The sequence below is a fragment of the Acidovorax benzenivorans genome (assembly GCF_028680575.1).
GTDB lineage: Bacteria > Pseudomonadota > Gammaproteobacteria > Burkholderiales > Burkholderiaceae_C > Acidovorax > Acidovorax benzenivorans.
In genome coordinates, this window is the sequence record NZ_JAPCKI010000005.1 from 344,130 (window position 1) to 363,528 (window position 19,399).

The following is a 19,399-nucleotide window of genomic DNA, read 5'->3' on the forward strand; positions in this document are numbered from 1 at the left end:
AGAGGTGAGCGAAAGTTGCGCGTAAGCCCAGAAATTCGAGTCAAAAGCGCGCCGGTGTCGCACTATATTTTCAGTCCATGAGCGCTTCCCCTTCCCATTCTTTACTTCACCGTTTTTTCCCTTTTCTTGCCGTTCTGGGCTCCGTCACCGCGCTGGGCATCGGTACCTCGTGGGCCAAGCACTGGCTGTTTCCGGTGGTGGGTGCGCAGGGTACCACCGCCGTGCGCGTGGGCTTTTCGGCTTTGCTGGTGCTGCTGCTGTGGCGGCCCTGGCGCTGGCATTTGTCGCGCGCCGATGCGCGGGCCGTCATGCTGTACGGCGCGGCGCTGGGGGGCATGAACCTCATGTTCTACATGTCGCTGCGTACGCTGCCGTTTGGCCTGGCGGTGGCCATCGAGTTCTCGGGGCCGTTGGCGGTGGCGATCTGGTCATCGCGCCGCGCGGTGGATTTTGTGTGGGTGGCGCTGGCCATGGCGGGGTTGGGCATGCTGCTGCCGCTGGGGCTCAACGGCAGCACGCTGGACCCGGTGGGGGTCTTCTACGCCCTGGGCGCGGCCGTGTTCTGGGGGCTTTACATCGTGTTTGGCAAACGCGCCGGGCACCTGCATGCGGGGCATTCGGTGTCGCTGGGCCTGCTGGTGGCGGCCCTGGTGGTGGTGCCGGTGGGCGTGGTGCATGCGGGCGCTGCGCTGCTGTCCCCCTCCGTGCTGCTCATCGGCGTGGCGGTGGCGGCGGTCTCCAGCGCCATCCCGATCTCGCTGGAGATGATGGCCCTGAAGCGCCTGCCCAAGGAGGCCTTCGGCATCATGATCAGCATGGAGCCAGCGGTGGCTGCTGTGCTGGCGTTGGCACTGCTGGGTGAGCACCTGAGCGGTGTTCAGTGGCTGGCGATTGGCTGCATCGTGGCGGCCTCGATGGGCAGTGCAATGACTGCTGGCCGCCCGTCTGCTGCCGACCGCGCTGCGCCGCAAGCCGCCTGAACGTGCTATCGCGTTCCCTGCCTTCCGGCGGGGGCGGGGTGGGTTCAGGCGCTTGCCGGATGGCGGCCTTGGCTGCGCAACTGCAAAACACGCGCAATGAGGTTGGCATACCCTTCCTCGGCCTGCGCCAGCATCGGCAAATCTGTCTCGCGCACGGCACGGTCCACCGCGTCGGCCCATGCGGGCGTACCAGGCGCCGCCTGCGCGCTGGCCATGGCACCCAGCACCAGTTCTTGCCCCCAGAAGTACACCTGATCAGCTTGCACGTTGGCCTGCATGCGCTGCACCTCCGCCAGGGTTTGTGGCTCCGCCAGGTGCAGCCAGATATCCGCGTACAGAAAGTCAACGGGCGCGCCCTGGGGTTGCCACTGCAGCGCGTCAGCCTGCACCAGCTCTACCTTGCGCGCAGCGGACTCCGGCAGCCCCTCCAGCACGCGGCAACGGCCAAACAGCTCCAGCACATCCCCATCCCGCTCCACCACGGTCACGCGCTCCACCGAGGGCTGCAGCGCGATGTTGGCCGCGACCCAGCCCATGCCCAGACCCATCACCACCGTGTGGCCCTGCGCATGGCGGCAGGCCAGTTCCTGGCTTTCCACTTCCATCGGCGACAGCGACATCCAGGTTTCCCACCCGCCCGCAGCGCTCTGGCGCATCAGCACTGCCGAGCCCGAGGTGACACACGGGCCGCTGTGGTAGCCACGGTCCAGCCCCACCCCTGTGCGCTTCATCTGCCACGGCCCCACGGCCCCATCGGGGTACTGCGGCATGTGCCAGTGCGGGGTAAAGACGGGAACCCCCAGCGCCTGCGCCAGCGCGCTGGCGGATGGCTGTGGGGCAAAGGGAAGGATGGAGGGGGAAGGGGGTGCCGACATGGGCTGATCTTAGGTGGGCAAGTGGCGTATTGACTTGAGAATGTGCGCGTCTGCGGGGGCACCGGGGCATTGTCCGACAGCTTCACGGTCTGAAGGCTGGCGCCCAAGATGTGGAGCGGGCCCTACAAGAGATGGAGATGAAACCCTGTTTGTTTCGTCGGCCAGGGGAGCGCCTCTTGGATTCAACGGGGCTCAGTGCTGCACGCCCATGGGGCACTTCAATCAGGCTGCGGCCAATTCGCTCCACGCATCACCCAGCGCCTGTGCCTGTTGCAGCACCAGTTCCACCGCTGCCGCTTCCAGGTCCGGCGGGTATTTGTACTTGCGCAGGATGCGTTTGACCATCAGGCGTAGCTTGGCTTGCACGCTCTCGCGCTCGGTCCAGTCCACCGTCAGGTTTTTGCGCAGGTTGTCGGTCAGTTCGTGGGCGATTTTTTTTAGCGTGTCGTCGCTCAGCTCGCGCACGGCGGCCTCGTTTTCGGCCAGCGCGGTGTAAAAGCGCACCTCGTCTTCAGTCAGCCCCAGTTTGTCGGCCAGGCCATGTGCCTCGCGGAACTTGCGGGCCATGTCCAGCAGTTCTTCCATCACCTGGGCGGTTTCAATGCTGCGGTTCTGGTAGCGCACGATCACCCCACCCAGCAGCTCCGAGAACTTTTTGCTCTGTACCACATTGCTGGCAAAGCGGCTTTTGATTTCGCCCTCCAGCAGGCGCTCCAGCAGCTCCACCGCCAGGTTGCGCTCGGGCAGCGCCCGCACCTGGGCCAGAAAGCCTTCGTCCAGCAGGCCGATGTTCGGCTTTTCCAACCCCACCGCATCAAAGATGTCCACCACGCTTTCAGACACCACGGCCTGGCTGATGATCTGGCGCACCGCCAGCTCGCGCTGCTCGTCGGTGCGCTGTTTGGCGGTGATGTCGCGCTTGGTCAAGATCACCTTCACCGCCTGCATGAATGCCACTTCCTCGCGCACCGCCTTGGCCTCGTCGAGCGTGCAGCTCAGCGTAAAGGCCTGGCTCATCGCCAGGGCCGTGTCGGCAAACCGTTTTTTGCCGTCTTGCCCGGCCTGGCGCGGCAGGCCCAGCACATGGTTGGCCGCACCCGCCAGCACGCGGTGGCCGCCCGTCAAGAAGCCGCTGTAGTCAAACCCGTGCAGCAGGGCGCGCAGCACATCGAGCTTTTCCAGCACCACGCTGAAGGCCTCGTGCGCGTCCACCGTGGGGCGGCCCCGGCCTTGGGCGGCGGTGTATTCCTTCATGGCGGCTTTGAGCTCGTTGCCAATGCCGATGTAGTCCACCACCAGGCCGCCCTGCTTGTCCTTGAAAACGCGGTTCACGCGGGCAATCGCCTGCATCAGGTTGTGGCCCTTCATGGGCTTGTCCACATACAGGGTGTGCACGCAGGGCGCGTCAAAGCCGGTCAGCCACATGTCGCGCACGATCACGATGCGCAGTGAGTCGGCCGGGTCTTTGAAGCGTTTTTCCAGCCGTTTTTTGATCTGTGCGCTGTAGATGTGCGGGCGCAGCAGGGCCTTGTCGCTGGCGCTGCCGGTCATCACGATCTTGATGGCGCCGAGTTCGGGGTCTGCGTCGTGCCAGTCGGGGCGCAGGCGCACGATCTCGTTGTACAGGTGCGCGCAGATGTCGCGGCTCATGGCCACCACCATGGCCTTGCCGCGCTGGGCGGTGTTGCGCTCTTCAAAATGCGCCACCAGGTCTTGGGCCACGCGCGCCACACGGGGCTCGGCGCCCACCACTTGCTCCAGCGCGGCCCAGCGGCTTTTCAGGCGCGACTGCACGCTTTCTTCCTCGTCCTCGGCCAGCTCGTCCACCTCGGCGTCAATGCTGGGCAGCTCGTCGGCCTTCAGGCCCAGCTTGACCATGCGGCTTTCGTAGTAGATGGCCACGGTGGCGCCGTCTTCCTTGGCCTGCTGCATGTCATACACGTGGATGTAGTCGCCAAACACCGCGCGCGTGTCGCGGTCGGTGCCGCTCACGGGTGTGCCGGTAAACGCGACAAAGGTGGCGTTGGGCAGCGCATCGCGCAGATGCTGGGCGTAACCCACCTGGTAGTGCTCCCGGGTGGGCTCCACCGTGTTCGCTTCGGTGCCTGCCCGGTAGGTGGGCGGCGCAAACTCGGCGCGGTGTGCGGGTGCGGTGCCGCTGCCTGTGGTGATGGGGATTGCTACTGTATTGGTAGCTGGTAGCGCTTGTGTTTCAAGCGCTAGAGCCTGATTTGGCTTGAAATTTTCCTTGCGCACCTTCAGCCGCGCCTCAAACCCGTACTGCGTGCGGTGCGCTTCGTCGGCTATCACCACGATGTTGTGGCGGTCCGACAGCATGGGGTAGCTGTCTTCGTCCTCGCCGGGCATGAACTTCTGGATGGTGGCAAACACAATGCCGCCGGATGGCCGGTTGGCCAGCAGGGTGCGCAGCTCCTGCCGGGTGCGGGCCTGCACGGGCTGCTCGCGCAGCAGGTCTTGCGCCAGCCCAAACACGCCCAGTAGCTGGCCGTCCAGGTCGTTGCGGTCGGTGATGACCACGATGGTCGGGTTCTGCAGCGCGGGCTCTTGCATCACGCGGGCGGCAAAGCAGGTCATGGTGATGCTCTTGCCGCTGCCCTGCGTGTGCCACACCACGCCGCCCTTGCCCTTGATGGCCGGTTCTGTGCCACTGTCCGGCTTGGCCGCAGCCACCACCTGCGCAATGGCGGCACGCACCGCGTGAAACTGGTGGTAGCCCGCAATCTTTTTGACCAGCTGGCCATCGTCCTCAAACAGCACAAAGTAGCGCAGGTAATCGAGCAGGTACTGCGGCGCCAGCACGCCGCGCACCAGCGTTTGCAGTTCGTTGAACTGGCCCAGCGGGTCCAGCGCCACACCGTCAATCGTGCGCCACGCCATGAAGCGCTCGGCGCTTGCGCTCAGCGACCCCAGCAGCGCCTCGGTGCCGTCCGAGATCACCAGCACCTCGTTGGTGTGGAATAGGTCCGGGATCTGCTCTTTGTACGTCTGGATCTGGTCGTAGGCCTTCCACACGCTGGCGGCCTGGTCGGCGGGGTTCTTCAGCTCCAGCAGCACCAGCGGCAGCCCGTTCACAAACAGCACCACATCGGGCCGGCGCGTGTGGCGCGGCCCCCGCACGCTGAACTGGTTCACCGCCAGCCAGTCATTGCGCTCGGGCGCGGCCCAGTCCACCAGGCGCACAAAGTCGCCCACCGTCTCGTTGCCGCGCTGGTACTGCACCGGCACACCCGCCACCAGCAGCCGGTGAAACCGCCGGTTGGCCCCCAGCAGCGCGGGCACGCCCAGGTCTTGCACCTGCGCCAGGGCGTCGTCAATGGCCACCACGGGCACGGCAGGGTTCAGCCGCACCAGCGCCGCCTTCAGGCGGCCGGCCAGCAGCACCTGGCGGTAGTCGCTGCGCTCGGGCGCGGGGCCGTCGGGGGCGATGTCGGGGCCTGCGATGTGGGTGTAGCCCACGTCCTGCAGCCAAGCCAGGGTTTCGCGTTCGAGCTGGTCTTCGGTCATGGGCGGGCCTCGTTCTGGCCCAGCAAGATGGTGCTGAGTGCCTGGTTGACGTAATAGTTGCCGCGCCCGATTTTTTGCTTTTGCACAAAGCCGCTGGTGGCCAGCGCGTCCAGGTACTTGGTGGCCGTGAGCCTTGACACCTGCAAGTCGCGCTGCAAAAAGTCGATCTTGGTGTACGGGTGCGTGAACAGGTTGTTGATCAAGTCCTGGCTGTAGAACTTGTGCTGCGCCCGAATGCGGTGCTTGTAGTCGAACAGCGCCGTTTTGATGGCGTGGATGGTGGCGAGCGTCTGCGCGGCGGTCTGCTCCACGGCGTCCAGCATGTACAGCACCCAGTCCTCCCAGGTGTCGTCGTCGCGCACGGTTTGCAGCAAGCGGTAGTAGTCGGCCTTGGTTCGCACAATGTGCTTGCTCAGGTACAGCACCGGAATGTCGAGCAGCCCCTCTTTCACCAGATACAGCACGTTCACGATGCGCCCCGTGCGGCCATTGCCGTCGTAAAACGGGTGAATGCTTTCAAACTGGTGGTGCGCCAGCGCCATCTTGATCAGCGGGTCTACCGCGAACACATCGGGGTCGTTCAGAAACCGCTCCAGGCCGCCCATCAGCGCCACAATCTCGGCCGGGTCTTGCGGGGGCGTATACACCGTCTGCCCCGCGCCATCCTTCAGCGCTGTGCCCGGCAGCTTGCGAAAGCCCGCGTTGTTGCGTTCCAGCTCGCTCTGAATCTGGATGATGTGGTTGGCCGTGAGCAGCCCGGTGGCCCGCACCTGCTCAAACCCCACCCGCAGCGCCTGACGGTAGCGCAGCACCTCTTTAGCGGCCGGGTTGGCAAACGCCTCGGGCAGCACATCGTCCTTGAACAGCTCATCGTGCGTGGTGACGATGTTCTCGATCTCCGAGCTGTCCTTGGCCTCCTGCAAGCCCAGCGTGTTGATCAAGATGCCCTGGTTGGGGATGGACGCCGCAATGCCCTTGAGTTCTGCCAACTGGCGGCTGCTGCTGGCCAGCTTCTTGAGGATGGCGGGCGTGTCGAAGCGGGCAGCGTCCAGCTGTTCGAGCGGGTGGAGCAGGGGCATGTTGGGCCTGAGAAGGTCAGGGATGTGTATAGAAAAGCCGGATTTCTATGCATGTTAGCCAGCATCTGTATAGAAAACGCGATTTTTTATACATGCGCGCGCCTTCATTTACAGCCCAGACGGGTTTTCTGCACAGCGGCAGCCAACGTCCAACGGCCCTCTGGCCGCGCTGTGAAAGAACTCTTTAATAGACCGCGCCGCTATGAAAGAACACTTTCACAGCCCCGGTCCTTTCAGACATCGTCTACCAGCGCCTGCGCTTCGGGCAAGCGCAACTGGCCGGAGATCAGGCGGGGGAGCAGGGTGTCGCGGAGGGCGGAGAGGGTTTCAGCGGTTGATGAGTTGTGACTGCGCTGCAGTTCCGTTGCCGAGACTACATCCTCGAAGGCAGAAAGCAGCGCATCTGGCGGCAGGAGCACGGGAACAGAGCCAAGGATGCCGGTGTTGATATTCGGCATGGTGGCGCCCACCGCATGCTGTACCAGCCAAGTGCGGGCTTGAGCCGCGTCCAATGCCATGGACAAAAAGGTTGAAGAGCGCCAACTTTTGCCTGGGCGGAGCAAAAGGCAACCTGTGCCGCACAGCCAACCCGCTTCTCTTTGTGTGATGAGAGCGTGGCGCTCGACATCACCCCGGCGACTGAAAACAATGTCGCCCGCGATCAGTTTGTGTCTTGAAAGGCGATCAGCGTTTTCCTGGCTCACTCGCGCAATCGAGTCGGTCATGACACGGCGATCCTTGATGTCTTTTGGCATGACCACCGGCACGCCTGAGTCCACGTAGTCCGACGCATGGAGCTGGCTGCCAAAGGGCCCTGTTTGGATGCTCCCATGGTGTGTTGAAGTCAGGTCGGCCAGGCGGCTCATTCGCCACCCCTTCGGCACCCACCCCAACTCCGACTCCTCCAGCGCATCGGGAAACAGCGCGGCGGTGGCTTCGTCCATGCCTTCGGGGGCGCGGCCTTCCATCTTGGTGCGCACGGGGTCGAAATCGATAAACCACGACTTGAACAGTGCCTGGGCAATGGCTTCGAGCGTGGCGTTGGTTGCGCGCAGGAGGGTGATGCGGTCGTCGAATGTGTTCAGAATGGCGGTAATACGGGCCTGCTCTTTCAAGGGCGGTACACAAATCTCCGCCTTCTTGAAATCCTTCAACACAACGCGAGGTATCGCAGCACCAGAGATGAAGTTGCTCTTCAGGTATTCGACGACATCGGGGGATGAGAGGTAGTGTTTTAGGTACTGATAATTCAGTCTCGTAGGGTCGGGGCGAAGAATTGCAACTGATGAGAGCAGTACGGCTTCCAGCTCTTTATCAACGCAACAAACCGTATCCAAAGCCGAATTCCCATCCTTTGCTATCAAGACATCGCCAACTTGCGGTCTGCAACCTTGCTTGACGAGAACAGCAAAGTCATCTGTCGAAATATGCCGCGCTGAACTGAGATCGACACCAAATCGTGTGAGGTCCTTCACGGAGGCCATTGGTTTCCCAGTTTCCACCGACTTAGGGCTCTGATGTGCCCCATCGGTGATCTTGAGACATAACTCGTTCAGAGCGATATAGGGCCACTCAGAACTCATACCCCAACCCCCCCAATTTCTGCCGAATCACCGCATCCAACTCCGATCCCCTCGCCATCTGCTCGCCCAGCTTCTCCGTCAGCTTGACCATCTTGTCGGCAAAGGCTTCGTCGTCGTCCTCCACCGCCTCGGCGCCCACGTAGCGGCCGGGGGTGAGCACGTGGCCGTGCTGGGCGATTTCGGCCAGGGGCACGCTGCGGCAGAAGCCGGGGATGTCCTGATAGGGGGCGGGGTGGGGGTGGGCTTCGACGGGCTCAGCCTGAACGGAGCTGACGGTGGGCGCGGGCTCGCCGCGCCAGGCGGCCACGGTGGCGGCGATGCGGTCGATGACCTCGTCGGTCAGCTCTCCCTGCACGCGGCTGATCATGGTGGCGAGTTTGCGGGCGTCGATAAACAGCACCTCACCCTTGCGCTTTTTGTTCTTGGCCAAAAACCACAGGCATGCCGGGATTTGCGTGTTGAAGAACAGCTGGCCGGGCAGGGCGATCATGACTTCCACCACGTCGGCATCGACCATGGCGGCGCGGATCTGGCCTTCGTTGTTCTGGCTGCTGCTCATGCTGCCATTCGCCAAAACGATTCCAGCACGGCCGGTAGCTTTGAGGTGGTGCAGCATGTGCTGCAGCCAGGCGGTGTTGGCGTTGCCGTGGGGTGGGTCGCCATACACCCAGCGGGCGTCGCCTTCCAAACTGGGGTGCCACCAGTCGCTGATGTTGAAGGGCGGGTTGGCCAGGATAAAGTCGGCGCGCAGGTCGGGGTGCTGGTTGCGCACAAAGGTGTCGGCGGGTTCGCGCCCCAGGTTGAAGTCGATGCCGCGAATGGCCAGGTTCATGGCGGCCAGGCGCCAGGTGGTGGGGTTGCTCTCTTGCCCATAAATGGACACGTCGCCCTTTTTGCCGCCGTGGGCTTCGATGAATTTTTCACTCTGCACAAACATGCCGCCGCTGCCGCAGCACGGGTCGTACACCTTGCCGGTGTGCGGGTTGAGCACGGCCACCAGGGTTTTGACGATGCTGGCGGGCGTGTAGAACTGCCCGCCGCGTTTGCCTTCGGCGCTGGCGAACATGCCCAGAAAGTATTCGTACACCTGGCCCAGGGTGTCGCGCGCCACGTCGGGGGTGTCGCCAAAGCCGATGGTGGATACCAAGTCGACCAACTCGCCCAGTTTGCCGTCGGGCAGCTGTGCACGGGCGTAGCGTTTGTCCAGAATGCCTTTGAGCGTGGGGTTCTCGGCCTCGATCAGCGTCAGGGCGTCGTCAATACGTTTGCCAATGTCGGGCTGCTTGGCGCTGCTGCGCAGTTGCTCCCACCGGGCGGCTTCTGGCACCCAGAAGACGTTGGCTTCTTTGTAGTAGTCGCGGTCTTCCAGTTCGGCGGCAATGTCGGCGGGGTCGGCATCACCGTAGAAGTATTCGTCGTCGGGGTCTGCCAGGCGCAGCACCAGCGTGGCGTGGTGGGCGGCAAAGGTGTCAGAGATGTATTTGACAAAGATGAGGCCGAGCACCAGGTGCTTGTATTCGGCGGCGTCCATGTTGGCGCGCAGCTTGTCGGCGGTGGCCCACAGGGTTTTCTGGATGTCTTGGAGCATGTGGCTGCGGTGTGTGGGCTGTAAGACTCTGAACAGGCTCTAAGGGCCTTCAAGCGGGCAGGCCCGCCGCACACACTGCGAAGACCCTGCCACGGGGTTGCTTCTCTGAATACTACTGTTTTGATAGCTGCTAGCGCTTATTTAATAAGCGCTAGAGGCCGTTTTGACCATAAATCTGGTCCCCTCGACAGGAATCGAACCTGTATCTAGCGCTTAGGAGGCACTCGTTCTATCCATTGAACTACGAGGAGGCGAGACAGCCGCGCATTGTAGTGGGCGTGCGCTCGCTCCCTGGTGTGCTCCGCCTCAGTCGTACTTCACCGTATAGATGATGTCCACCGCGCTTTTCTCCCCCGTCTGCCCGCGCAGGGTGAGGCGGCGGGAGAGGTCGTAAAAGATGTAGAGCGTGCCCAGCGTGCCCGACAGGCTGCGCTCATACGTCACGTACAGGTCTTTGGACAGGCGTTTGCCGAACGTGAGGGCGGCGGCGCTGGCGTCCTCACCCGTGCTGGCGCCGCGAAAGCCGATCTCGTCCAGGCCCAGGCGGCTGGCGGCGTTGGCGGTGGGGTTTTTGCTGCCGTTGCGGCCCAGCAGGGCGAGCGCTGCCTGCTGCAGCACGGCGGCTTCGGCCCCGCCCGCCGATGCGTTGCGGCCCAGCACCACCCACGACAGTTTTTCGGCGTCCGGCAGCTCGGGGTCGGAGTACAGCGTGACGCGCGGCGCCTGCGCGCTGCCGGTGACTTGCACCCCCGCGCGCACGCTGATGTTGGGGCGCAGCGCCAGGATGTCGAGCGAGGGGTTGTTGTAGGGGCCGTTGAAGCGGATCAGGCCCGTCTCCACATCCAGCATCTGGCCCCAGGCGCGGTAGCGGCCCTGGTCGGTGCGCACTTCGCCGGTCACGCGGGGTGGGGCGCCGGGCACGGCGCTGCTGCGGATGTCCACTTCACCCGTCAGCCGGGTGGTGATGCCTTGGCCCTGAAGCGCAAAGTCGTGCCCCAGGTTGAGGGTGATGGCGATGTCGGGGGGCTTGGCTGTCTCTGCCTGCGCCGCCACCTGGCTGGCCTTGGCGGCGGCCTGCGCCTTGGCCTGGTCTTCGCGGTCCTTGGCGGCAGAGCGCACGACCACGTCCGAGCCCAGGCGGGGCGCTGATTCGTCGGGCAGGATGATGGTGGCGCGGTCGGTGGTGAGCTTGCCCCGCAGGCTGATCTGCCCCTGTTGCAGTTGCGCCTGCACTTGGCCCGACACGCTCACTTGCCGGTCGGCCCGCACCAGCACCTGCAGGGCCTTGGCCTCGGCCTGCAGTGACATGGCGATGCCCGACAAGCCGGTGCCTGCCGTGGCGCTGTCACCCCAGGCCACGCGGCCGGTGGCGGTCAGCGTGCCGCCGTCTTGCGCTGCCGCAGTGCGGTTGCCGCTGAAGCCCGCGATGCGCGCGTTGCTGCCGCGCCCGCCTTGCAGGCGGAACTCGGTGATGTTGAGCTGGTTGCCCTGTAGCGTGGCGCGCAGGCGGCCGCCTTGCAGGTCCACGCCATCGACCACCGAGCGCACCGCCATGTCGTCGGCCCCCAAGGTGCCCGCCCAGCGCGGGGCATCGCGCGTGCCCGACAAGGTGGCGCTGGCGTCCAGCGTGCCCCGCACCCGCCAGCCGGGCGGTGCCAGCGCCGACCACACGCCCACGTCTGGCAAGCGCGCGCGCAGGGTGCCGGCCAGCGGGGCGTCTGCAGGCCAGGTGAAGGGTGCATCGGCATGGGTGGCGGCCAGGCGCGTGCTGGCGGTGGCGTCGATCTCGCCTGCGCGGTCGCTGGCCCACAGCAGGCGCGCGCGCAGCTTGTCGCCTTCGGCAGAGACTGTGATTTCTGCCTCGCGCACACCGGCGGGAGTGCCTGGGGCGCCCGATGCGCTGGATGAACCTGCAGGCGGTGTGGCCCTGGTCGCCAGCACGGTGGTGGCCCCCGAGCCAGCGCCCTGGCCGCTGCTTTGCACCGCCGTGACGGCCGTGGCATCGCCCGCCAGGATGCGCAGGTCGCCACTGGCACGGCGCAGGCTGGCGCTGGCGCGCAGGGCGTCGCCGGTGGTGTCCACACTCCATTGGCCGTCGAGCACGATGCTGCTGGCCAGCCCCATGCGCGCGAGCAGCGGCTGCGCGGGCTGGCCTGCGGCGGCCGGTGTCTCGCCCAGGCCCAGGGCATCGACCCAGGCCATGGGCAGGCCCTGCAGCGTGCCCTGCGTTTGCAACCGAAGGGCGGCGCCGGGTGCCGTGGCCGCTGACCATTGCACGGGCGACCAGCGCAGTGCCACGGTGCCCGGCAAGGGGCCTGTCACGCGGGCCTGCCCGGCTGTTGCCTGCAGGCTGAGGGTGGATGCGGATGCCGAGGCGGACGGTGTGGCGCGCCTACTCGCCCCTGAGGCGGGTGCGCTGGGGGTGTGTGCGCCAGTGCGCACGGTCATGCCCAAAGGCTCCGACAGTTGCAGGGTCCATGGACCGGGGCGCTGCGCTGCTTGCGCTTGCAGGCGCAGTTCGCTGACCTGCAGCTGCCATTGCCCAGCACCCACCATGGTGCTGGAGACGCGGGTCTGCACCGCCGTCTGTATGGACTGGGGGGCTGGCGTGCGGACCTCGCCACGCAACGCCAGGGTGGCCTGTGCCAAGTTGCCACCCAGTTCTGCCTGGATGGCGCGCAGTTGCAGGGCTTGCCCGGCGGTTGTACCGCCGCCTGCGTTGGTGGTGGTGGTGGTGGTGGCGGGCAGCGTCAGGTCCAGGTGGGGGGCGTTCAGCGTGGCTTGCAGCTCAAAGCGATCCTGGTTGCGAGGTGGCACGTTGGCAGCGTTGGCTGTTGGAAGTTGCTGGGCCAGCGTTTGCCAGCCACCCTTCCAGCGGGCGGTGAGCTGTGCCGCCCCCTTGGCGCTGGCCCCTTGCAGCGTGCGCTGCACGGCAGCGCCCACCAGCGGCAGGCTGGCCAGCCAGCGCTGCGTGCGGTCGGTGTCGGTCCACTGCACCTGCAGGTCGCCTGCACCGCTTTGTGCGGCCAGCGTGCCTTGTGCCTGTGCCGTGGCACCGGGCACCGCCACGGTGACTTTGCCTTGGGCGGACTGTGCGCCCAGCGCCACGCGCAGGTCGGTGGCCTCCACCCGGGCCTGCAGGGCGTCCAGTACCAGACGGTCCAGCCGCACCGTGCCGCCAGCGGCGGCCTGCCAGGTGCCTTGTGTGCTGAAGGTGTTGATGCGAAGCGGTGCGCCTGCTGCCGCTGTTGTCTTTGTCATCACGGCGCGCGCAGCCGTACTTTGGTCAGCCCGCACATCGGCACTGAAGCGCACGGCGTCGTCCTGGGTTTGCGCGGCGACGCGGCCCGAGAGCGGGGCGGCGGCCAGCAGCGTGTGCAGGGTGTCGGGGCGCAGGGCACGCAGCGTGGCCTGGCCTTCCAGGGCGTGGGTGGCGGGGGTGTAGTGGCCCTGTGCCGTGATGCTGCCCGCACCTGCCTGCAGGGTGGCGCTGGGCACGGTCCAGCGTGTGCCGTCGTAGTTTGCGCTCGCGTCCAATGCGGTCAGTGGCAGGCGGGTTTTGTCCCACGGGCCGGGCAGGTCGTTGCGCAGCCGGGCCTGCAGGCTCCAGCCTGTGGGGTTGCCGGCCGTGCCTGAACCACCGGATGTCGGCCCGGCTTGCACGGTGCCGTTCAGCTGCGTGGCGGGTGCCTGCGGCCACAGGGCCGCCAGATTGATGGCACGCAACGTGGCGTTGGCGGACAGCAGCGGTTGCTGCGCCCATGGTGCCAGCGTGGCGGACAGGTCGGCCTGCATGGGTTCTGCAGCGGGCGCGGTGGTTGTGCGTGGAGGCGGGGGTTTTGGTGCGCGCGGTTGGCTGGCAGACGCGGCTGCAGGTGGTGTTGGGGCTTCGCTGGGCGGCGCGGGGTTTACGCGCGCCCGCAGCTGTAGTTGGGCTGCGGCGGTGGCCAGCGTGCCCTGCAGCGTGGCGTGGGCGCCCACCTGCAGCGCCGCGCCACCCCCGGGGACGGCGGTGCGCACGGTGCCGTCCACGGTGGCGTCCAGCGCCATGGGGGCTTGGGCGTCCAGCGTGGCGCGTGCGCTGTACTGGCCCTGGGCCAGCTCTACCGCGCCGATGTTCAGGCGGTGCTGGCGGCCGTCAAACCGGTAGTCGCCCACGAGGCCCCGGGCCTCCACGGCGGGCGGCCCGGCCCACAACAACTGGTCTACACGGAACGGCACGCCCAGCTGCAGCGGCAGCACTAGGTCGGTAAGGGGCGTGGGCTTGGGCGCGTCGGTAGGTTGGGCTGTGATCTGTACGCGGGCGGCATGCACCTCGCCCAGCTCCAGGCGGCGCTGCAGCAAGGGGGCCAGCTGCCAGCCCAGGCGGATGTCGGTCACTTCCACCGCCAGGGTGGGGCTGCTCCAGCGCAACCAGCCAATGCGCCCGCCGCTGCGCAGCGAGCCACTGACCTCGCGGCTCTCTAGTTGCTGGTTGGCGGGCAGGTATTGCGCCGCGCGGGCCAGTGTGGTGGCCAGTGATGTGTTGCTGCCCGCCCACCACCACAGCAGCGCGCTGACCGTGAGCAGCAAGGCCACCAGGGCCACCAGCAGCCAGCCCAGGGCGCGCAGCACGCGCGGCGCGCGGGGTGGTTGGGGGCGAGGGGCGGACGAGGACCCGGCGCTGAAGTCCGACGCACGGGCGCGGGGCCTGGAGGTGTGTGGGGCGTTGCTCATCACCATCAGAAGCTGAACCCCAGACGCAGGTGCAACCGCACCTCTTTGGTCTTGACGCCGTAAGCCAGGTCGGCCTGCAGCGGGCCCACGGGGCTGCGCCAGCGCACACCGGCGCCAACGCCCACACGCGGGCTCAGGTCACCGACCTTGTCGGCCACGGCACCTGCATCGACGAACAGTGTGCTTTCCCAGTCGGTCATGGCGCCCTGGTAGACGATGGGGCGCTGCCACTCCACGCTGCCCACGGCCAGGTAGCGGCCACCATAGAGCTGACCGTTGTCGGTGCGCGCGCCGATGCTGCGGTAGCCGTAGCCGCGCACCGTGGTGTCGCCACCGGTCACAAAAAGCTGTGTGACGGGGATCTGCGCGCCCTCGCGCGCCAGCACGGCGCCTGCCTCGGCCCGCAGTGCCACGCGCGCATTGCGGCCGATGCCCGCATCGTCTTGCACGCGCCCTGCAGGGATGAAGGACTGCCACCGCACCAGGGTGCGCACAAACGGGTCGCGCTCTGGCCGCAGCGTAGTGCCCAGGCCCAGCTCCACCGCCACGCCGTGCCCTCGCGTGGGGGCGGTGAGGCTGTTGAAGTAGCGGCCCGTCCAGCCGTAGTTGATGCTCAGGGCCGTGCTGGTGTCGGAGGGCGACCGCGTGTTGTCGGTCAGGCCCTGGCTGTTGGCATAGTCGTATTGCAGAAAGTAGTTGCGGTCGATGCTTTTGGTGCTTTTGCTGCGGCCCGCGCGCAGGCGGCCGCTGTTCACGTCGTAGTCGCCCGTGGCTTCGCGCAGCGCCTGGCCACCCGCAAACCAGCGCCAGCCGTTGTTGTTGGGCAGGTCTGTCCATTCGGTGCTGGCGAGCTTGGTTTCGCGGTCGAGCGCGAGTTTGGTTACCGCGCGCCAGCCCAGCACGGGCATCTGGTTGTGGATGTGCTCCAGCGACAGGCGTGCGCCGCTGTCGGTCGAGAAGCCGGGGCCAAACACCAGCTTTTGCATCGCGGCCTCGCGCACCTGGGCCACCACGGAGGCAGCTTGCGGGTCGGTGCCTTCGGTGTCGAGCGTGAGGAACACGGCGTCGTAGTAGCCGCTGCTGGCCAGGCGCAACTGGGCGTCCAGCATCTGGGCCTCGTCATACACCGCGCCGGTGGGCAGGCGTGCCAGGCGCCGCGCGCCATCGCTGTTGTAGCGCTCGCTGCCCTGAACCCGCAAGGGGCCGAATCGGTAGGCGGGGCCTGGGTCGTAGCTCACGCCCAGTTGGGCTTCGTGCAGGTCAGCATCGATCTCGGCCCGGCTGTTGGCGATGCGGGCCGTGGGGTAGCGCCGCGCCTGCAGCTGGCGCAACCCGTCGGCCTTGGCGTTGTCCCACGCCGACTGGGTGAAGGGTTGGCCGGGTGCAAGGGACCAGTTGCGCTGCAGGCGCTGCTGTTGGCGCGCCAGGTTGTCGGTGTCCGCATCGGCGGTGCCTGCCACGGTGATGTTGGCAGCGGCAATGCGTGTTGGTGGGCCGGGCTCTACAGTGACCGTGACGGTGCGAGGGGCCGTTTTGCGGGCGCTGGCGGTGTCTGGCGCTTCGGTCAGCTCCACGGTGATGGTGGGGGCAAAGTAGCCCAGGGTGCTCAGCAGTTCCCGCGCATTGGCGTCGGTGGCACCCAGCAGGCGCTGCAGTTCGTTGGCCTGCAGGTCGGGCAGTTGGCGAAAGCGCTGCAGCTCCAGGTGGCGCTCCAGCGTCTCGCGCACGCCGTCGGGCGCGCGCACCACCACGTCAAACGCAGCGGCACCATCGCTGGCGGCGGGGCTGGCAATGTCGCTGGTTGCGGGCTCGTCGGCACGCTGCAACAGGCTGCAGCCGCCGAGGCTCAGCGCGCCAGAAAGCAGCAACGCCGACCACAGGGCCGGCGTTGGGGTGGTAGCGGTGGTGGGGCGCAAAACGCGGATAGGCACGGCGCGAGGGAGTGTGTCTTGAAGGGATGGAATGTATGGGGCAGAACCACGAGGCCCGCCCACGTCATCCCCGACTATGCCCTGAAACTGCAGCGCTCCCTGTCGGACAGATGCTCACAAGGCACCTTGCCGAGTGCGCACGGGTTATTTGGACAGCAGCCGCATGGTCTCTTCCAGCCCCTTGAGCGACAGCGGGTACATGCGGTTGCTCACCAGTTGCTGGATGATGCTGATGCTCTGGCGGTACTGCCACACGCCCTGGGGCTCGGGGTTGATCCACGCAAACTTGGGGAAGGCGTGCGTGAGGCGCTGAATCCACTCCGCGCCCGCTTCCTCGTTGTTGTATTCCACACTGCCGCCGGGCTGCAGGATTTCGTAGGGGCTCATGGTCGCGTCGCCCACAAAGATCAGCTTGTAGTCTTTGTTGTACTTGCGGATGATGTCCAGGGTCGGAAACTTCTCGGCAAAGCGGCGGCGGTTGTTCTTCCACATGAAGTCGTACACGCAGTTGTGGAAGTAGTAGAACTCCAGGTGCTTGAACTCGCTCTTGACCGCACTGAAGAGCTCTTCTACCCGCTGGATGTGCTCGTCCATGGTGCCGCCCACGTCCATCAGCAGCAGCACCTTCACGTTGTTGTGCCGCTCGGGCACCATCTTGATGTCCAGGTAGCCCGCATTGGCCGCCGTGCTGCGGATGGTGTCGGGCAGGTCCAGCTCCAGCTCATGCCCTTCGCGCGCAAACTTGCGCAGGCGGCGCAACGCCACCTTGATGTTGCGTGTACCCAGCTCCTGCTGGTCGTCGTAGTCCTTGTAGGCGCGCTGCTCCCACACCTTCACGGCGCTCTTGTTTTTGCCTGCGCCGCCAATGCGCACGCCCTGCGGGTTGTAGCCGCCGTGGCCAAACGGGCTGGTGCCGCCGGTGCCGATCCACTTGTTGCCACCCTCGTGGCGTTCTTTTTGTTCTTCGAGGCGCTTTTTCAGCGTCTCCATGAGCTCGTCCCAGCCCATCTTCTCGATGGCGGCTTTTTGCTCGGGCGTGAGTTCGTTCTCCAGGATCTTGCGCAGCCAGTCGGCCGGGATCTGCTTGGTGAAGTCGGCCACCATCTCCACGCCCTTGAAGTAGGCACCGAAGGCCCGGTCGAACTTGTCGTAGTGCTTTTCGTCCTTGACCAGCGTGAGGCGCGAGAGGTTGTAGAAATCGTCCAGGCTCCACGCGTCATCCGACTTGGGGCCCACCACACCGGCCTGCAGGGCTTCGAGCAGGGTGAGGTATTCCTTGACCGACACAGGCAACTTGGCCGAGCGCAGGGTGTAGAAGAAGTCGATCAGCATGATTTTGGCCTCTGGCGCTAGTGCTTATTGCGCGTGGCGCTCTAAAAGATATAGCAACTGCGCCTTGGCCTCGGGCCATTCGCCGGCACGCATGCTGTACATCACGGTGTCGCGGATGGTGCCGTCGCGGCGCAGTGCGTGGCCGCGCAGCACGCCGTCCTTCTTGGCACCCAGGCGCTCAATGGCGCGTTGCGACGCAAAGTTGTAGTTGTCGGTGCGCCAGCCCACCACGTGGCAGCCCAGCGTGTCGAACGCGTGGCCCATCATCAAGAGCTTGGCGGTGGTGTTGACGTGGGTGCGCTGCACACTTTTGCAGTACCAGGTCCAGCCGATCTCCACGCGCTTCACGGCGGGCACGATGTCGTGGTAGCTCGTGGTGCCAAGGACTTTGCCGGTGGCATCATCGACCACCGCAAAGGCAAAGCGGTTGCCGTCTTCGCGCATCTTGAGGGCTGCCTCGATGTACGCGCGGGTGTCCTGGGGCTCGGGCACCGAAGTGATGCGCAGCTTCCACAGCTCGCCATCGGCAGCGGCGGCGGCCAGGCCTTGTTCATGGGACAGCGCCAGGGGCTCCAGGCGAATGCCGCGATCACGCAGCGTGACAGGTTCTACAAAAGCCATGGGGCTCTACCCTTTCATTAATCCTTGGACGGCTGGCTGCGGCGGCTGGTTTGCCAGCGCCGAGCCACATGCAGGCCCAGGCCACCACCGATGCCCACCATGGCGATGCCAATCAGGCTGCCGGTGCCATAGCCGGGCGCGAAGATGTCGAGCCCCAGCAACTTGCCCAGCCAGAAACCCAGTAGCGCACCACCCACGAAGCCCACGGCGTCAGACAGGCCATTGACCAGCAGTTGGCGGGTGTCGTTGTTGCCGTCGCTCACTCAGCGGTTCCTCTGGTTCATGAACACCAGCTTTTCAAACAGGCTCACGTCCTGTTCGTTCTTGAGCAGCGCCCCCACCAGTGGAGGCACCGCGACCTTGTTGTCGGCGCTTTGCAGGGCGGTGAGCGGGATGTCTTCGGCCACCAGCAGCTTGAGCCAGTCGATCAGTTCGCTGGTCGAAGGCTTCTTCTTCAGGCCCGGCAGGTTGCGCACGTCATAAAACGTCTTCATCGCCACGCTGAGCAGCTCGCTCTTGAGCGTGGGGAAGTGCACGTTGATGATTTGCCGCATGGTGTCGGCCTCGGGGAACTTGATGAAGTGAAAGAAGCAGCGGCGCAGGAAGGCGTCGGGCAGCTCTTTTTCGTTGTTGGACGTGATGAACACCAGTGGGCGGTGCTTGGCCTTGATGAGTTCGCGCGTTTCGTAGCAGTAGAACTCCATGCGGTCGATCTCGCGCAGCAGGTCGTTCGGAAACTCGATGTCGGCCTTGTCGATCTCGTCGATCAGCAACGCCACGGGCCGGTCGGCCGTGAAGGCCTGCCACAGCACGCCCTGGATGATGTAGTTGCGGATGTTCTTCACGCGCTCGGCGCTGTCGCCATCATTGAGTTGGCTGTCCCGCAAGCGACTCACTGCGTCATACTCATACAGGCCCTGTTGCGCCTTGGTGGTGGACTTGATGTGCCATTGCAGCAGCGGCATGTCCAGCGCCTGGGCCACTTCCTCGGCCAGCATCGTCTTGCCCGTGCCGGGCTCACCCTTGATCAGCAGCGGCCGTTGCAGCGTGATGGCGGCATTGACGGCGAGCATCAGGTCTTGGGTGGCGACGTAGTTCTGGGAGCCTTGGAATTTCATGGGGGAAAACACCGGATCGTTGATGAATGGGCTTGACAGGGCGCTGGCTAT

At 65.5% G+C, this 19,399-nt stretch carries 12 protein-coding genes and 1 tRNA gene; 1 reads left to right on the top strand and 12 read right to left on the bottom strand.

Features of this window, described 5'->3' with window-relative positions:
* Window positions 1–77: 77 nt before the first annotated feature.
* Window positions 78–980: an EamA family transporter gene (locus OIN59_RS11800; protein ID WP_274110485.1), complete on the top strand. Its 903-nt coding sequence runs from the start codon at window positions 78–80 to the stop codon at window positions 978–980.
* Between the two features lie 44 nt (window positions 981–1,024).
* Here the strand turns inward: OIN59_RS11800 and OIN59_RS11805 are convergent, their stop codons facing one another.
* From OIN59_RS11805 to OIN59_RS11860, 12 genes are all read right to left on the bottom strand, one after another.
* The gene (locus OIN59_RS11805) at window positions 1,025–1,855 is read right to left on the bottom strand and encodes a hypothetical protein (protein WP_274110487.1); all 831 of its coding nucleotides are present in this window, start codon (window positions 1,853–1,855) and stop codon (window positions 1,025–1,027) included.
* A 222-nt stretch (window positions 1,856–2,077) separates the two neighbouring features.
* The gene (locus OIN59_RS11810) at window positions 2,078–5,380 is read right to left on the bottom strand and encodes a type I restriction endonuclease subunit R (RefSeq protein ID WP_274110489.1); all 3,303 of its coding nucleotides are present in this window, start codon (window positions 5,378–5,380) and stop codon (window positions 2,078–2,080) included.
* Window positions 5,377–6,459 (bottom strand): Fic family protein, encoded by a 1,083-nt coding sequence (locus tag OIN59_RS11815; protein ID WP_274110491.1) that lies wholly within the window; start codon window positions 6,457–6,459, stop codon window positions 5,377–5,379. Before OIN59_RS11815 ends, OIN59_RS11810 begins: the two co-directional genes overlap by 4 nt.
* A 233-nt stretch (window positions 6,460–6,692) precedes the next feature.
* The gene (locus OIN59_RS11820) at window positions 6,693–7,934 is read right to left on the bottom strand and encodes a restriction endonuclease subunit S (protein WP_274110493.1); all 1,242 of its coding nucleotides are present in this window, start codon (window positions 7,932–7,934) and stop codon (window positions 6,693–6,695) included.
* 97 nt (window positions 7,935–8,031) lie between these two features.
* Window positions 8,032–9,630 (bottom strand): class I SAM-dependent DNA methyltransferase, encoded by a 1,599-nt coding sequence (locus tag OIN59_RS11825; RefSeq protein ID WP_274110495.1) that lies wholly within the window; start codon window positions 9,628–9,630, stop codon window positions 8,032–8,034.
* 176 nt (window positions 9,631–9,806) lie between these two features.
* Window positions 9,807–9,881, bottom strand: a tRNA-Arg gene (locus OIN59_RS11830).
* Between the two features lie 55 nt (window positions 9,882–9,936).
* Complete coding sequence (locus tag OIN59_RS11835; protein ID WP_407655092.1) at window positions 9,937–14,346, bottom strand: translocation/assembly module TamB domain-containing protein; 4,410 nt, start codon at window positions 14,344–14,346, stop codon at window positions 9,937–9,939.
* A gap of 5 nt (window positions 14,347–14,351) precedes the next feature.
* Window positions 14,352–16,277: an autotransporter assembly complex protein TamA gene (locus tag OIN59_RS11840; RefSeq protein ID WP_274110499.1), complete on the bottom strand. Its 1,926-nt coding sequence runs from the start codon at window positions 16,275–16,277 to the stop codon at window positions 14,352–14,354.
* A gap of 144 nt (window positions 16,278–16,421) precedes the next feature.
* Window positions 16,422–17,609: a vWA domain-containing protein gene (locus OIN59_RS11845; protein ID WP_274110501.1), complete on the bottom strand. Its 1,188-nt coding sequence runs from the start codon at window positions 17,607–17,609 to the stop codon at window positions 16,422–16,424.
* A 24-nt stretch (window positions 17,610–17,633) separates the two neighbouring features.
* On the bottom strand, window positions 17,634–18,230 hold the full coding sequence (locus OIN59_RS11850) for a GNAT family N-acetyltransferase (RefSeq protein WP_274110503.1): 597 nt from the start codon (window positions 18,228–18,230) through the stop codon (window positions 17,634–17,636).
* Window positions 18,231–18,247: 17 nt separating this feature from the next.
* Entirely contained in the window at window positions 18,248–18,493 is a 246-nt protein-coding gene (locus OIN59_RS11855; RefSeq protein ID WP_274110505.1) for a hypothetical protein, read from the bottom strand.
* Entirely contained in the window at window positions 18,494–19,348 is an 855-nt protein-coding gene (locus tag OIN59_RS11860) for an AAA family ATPase (protein WP_055401588.1), read from the bottom strand.
* Window positions 19,349–19,399 lie beyond the last annotated feature (51 nt).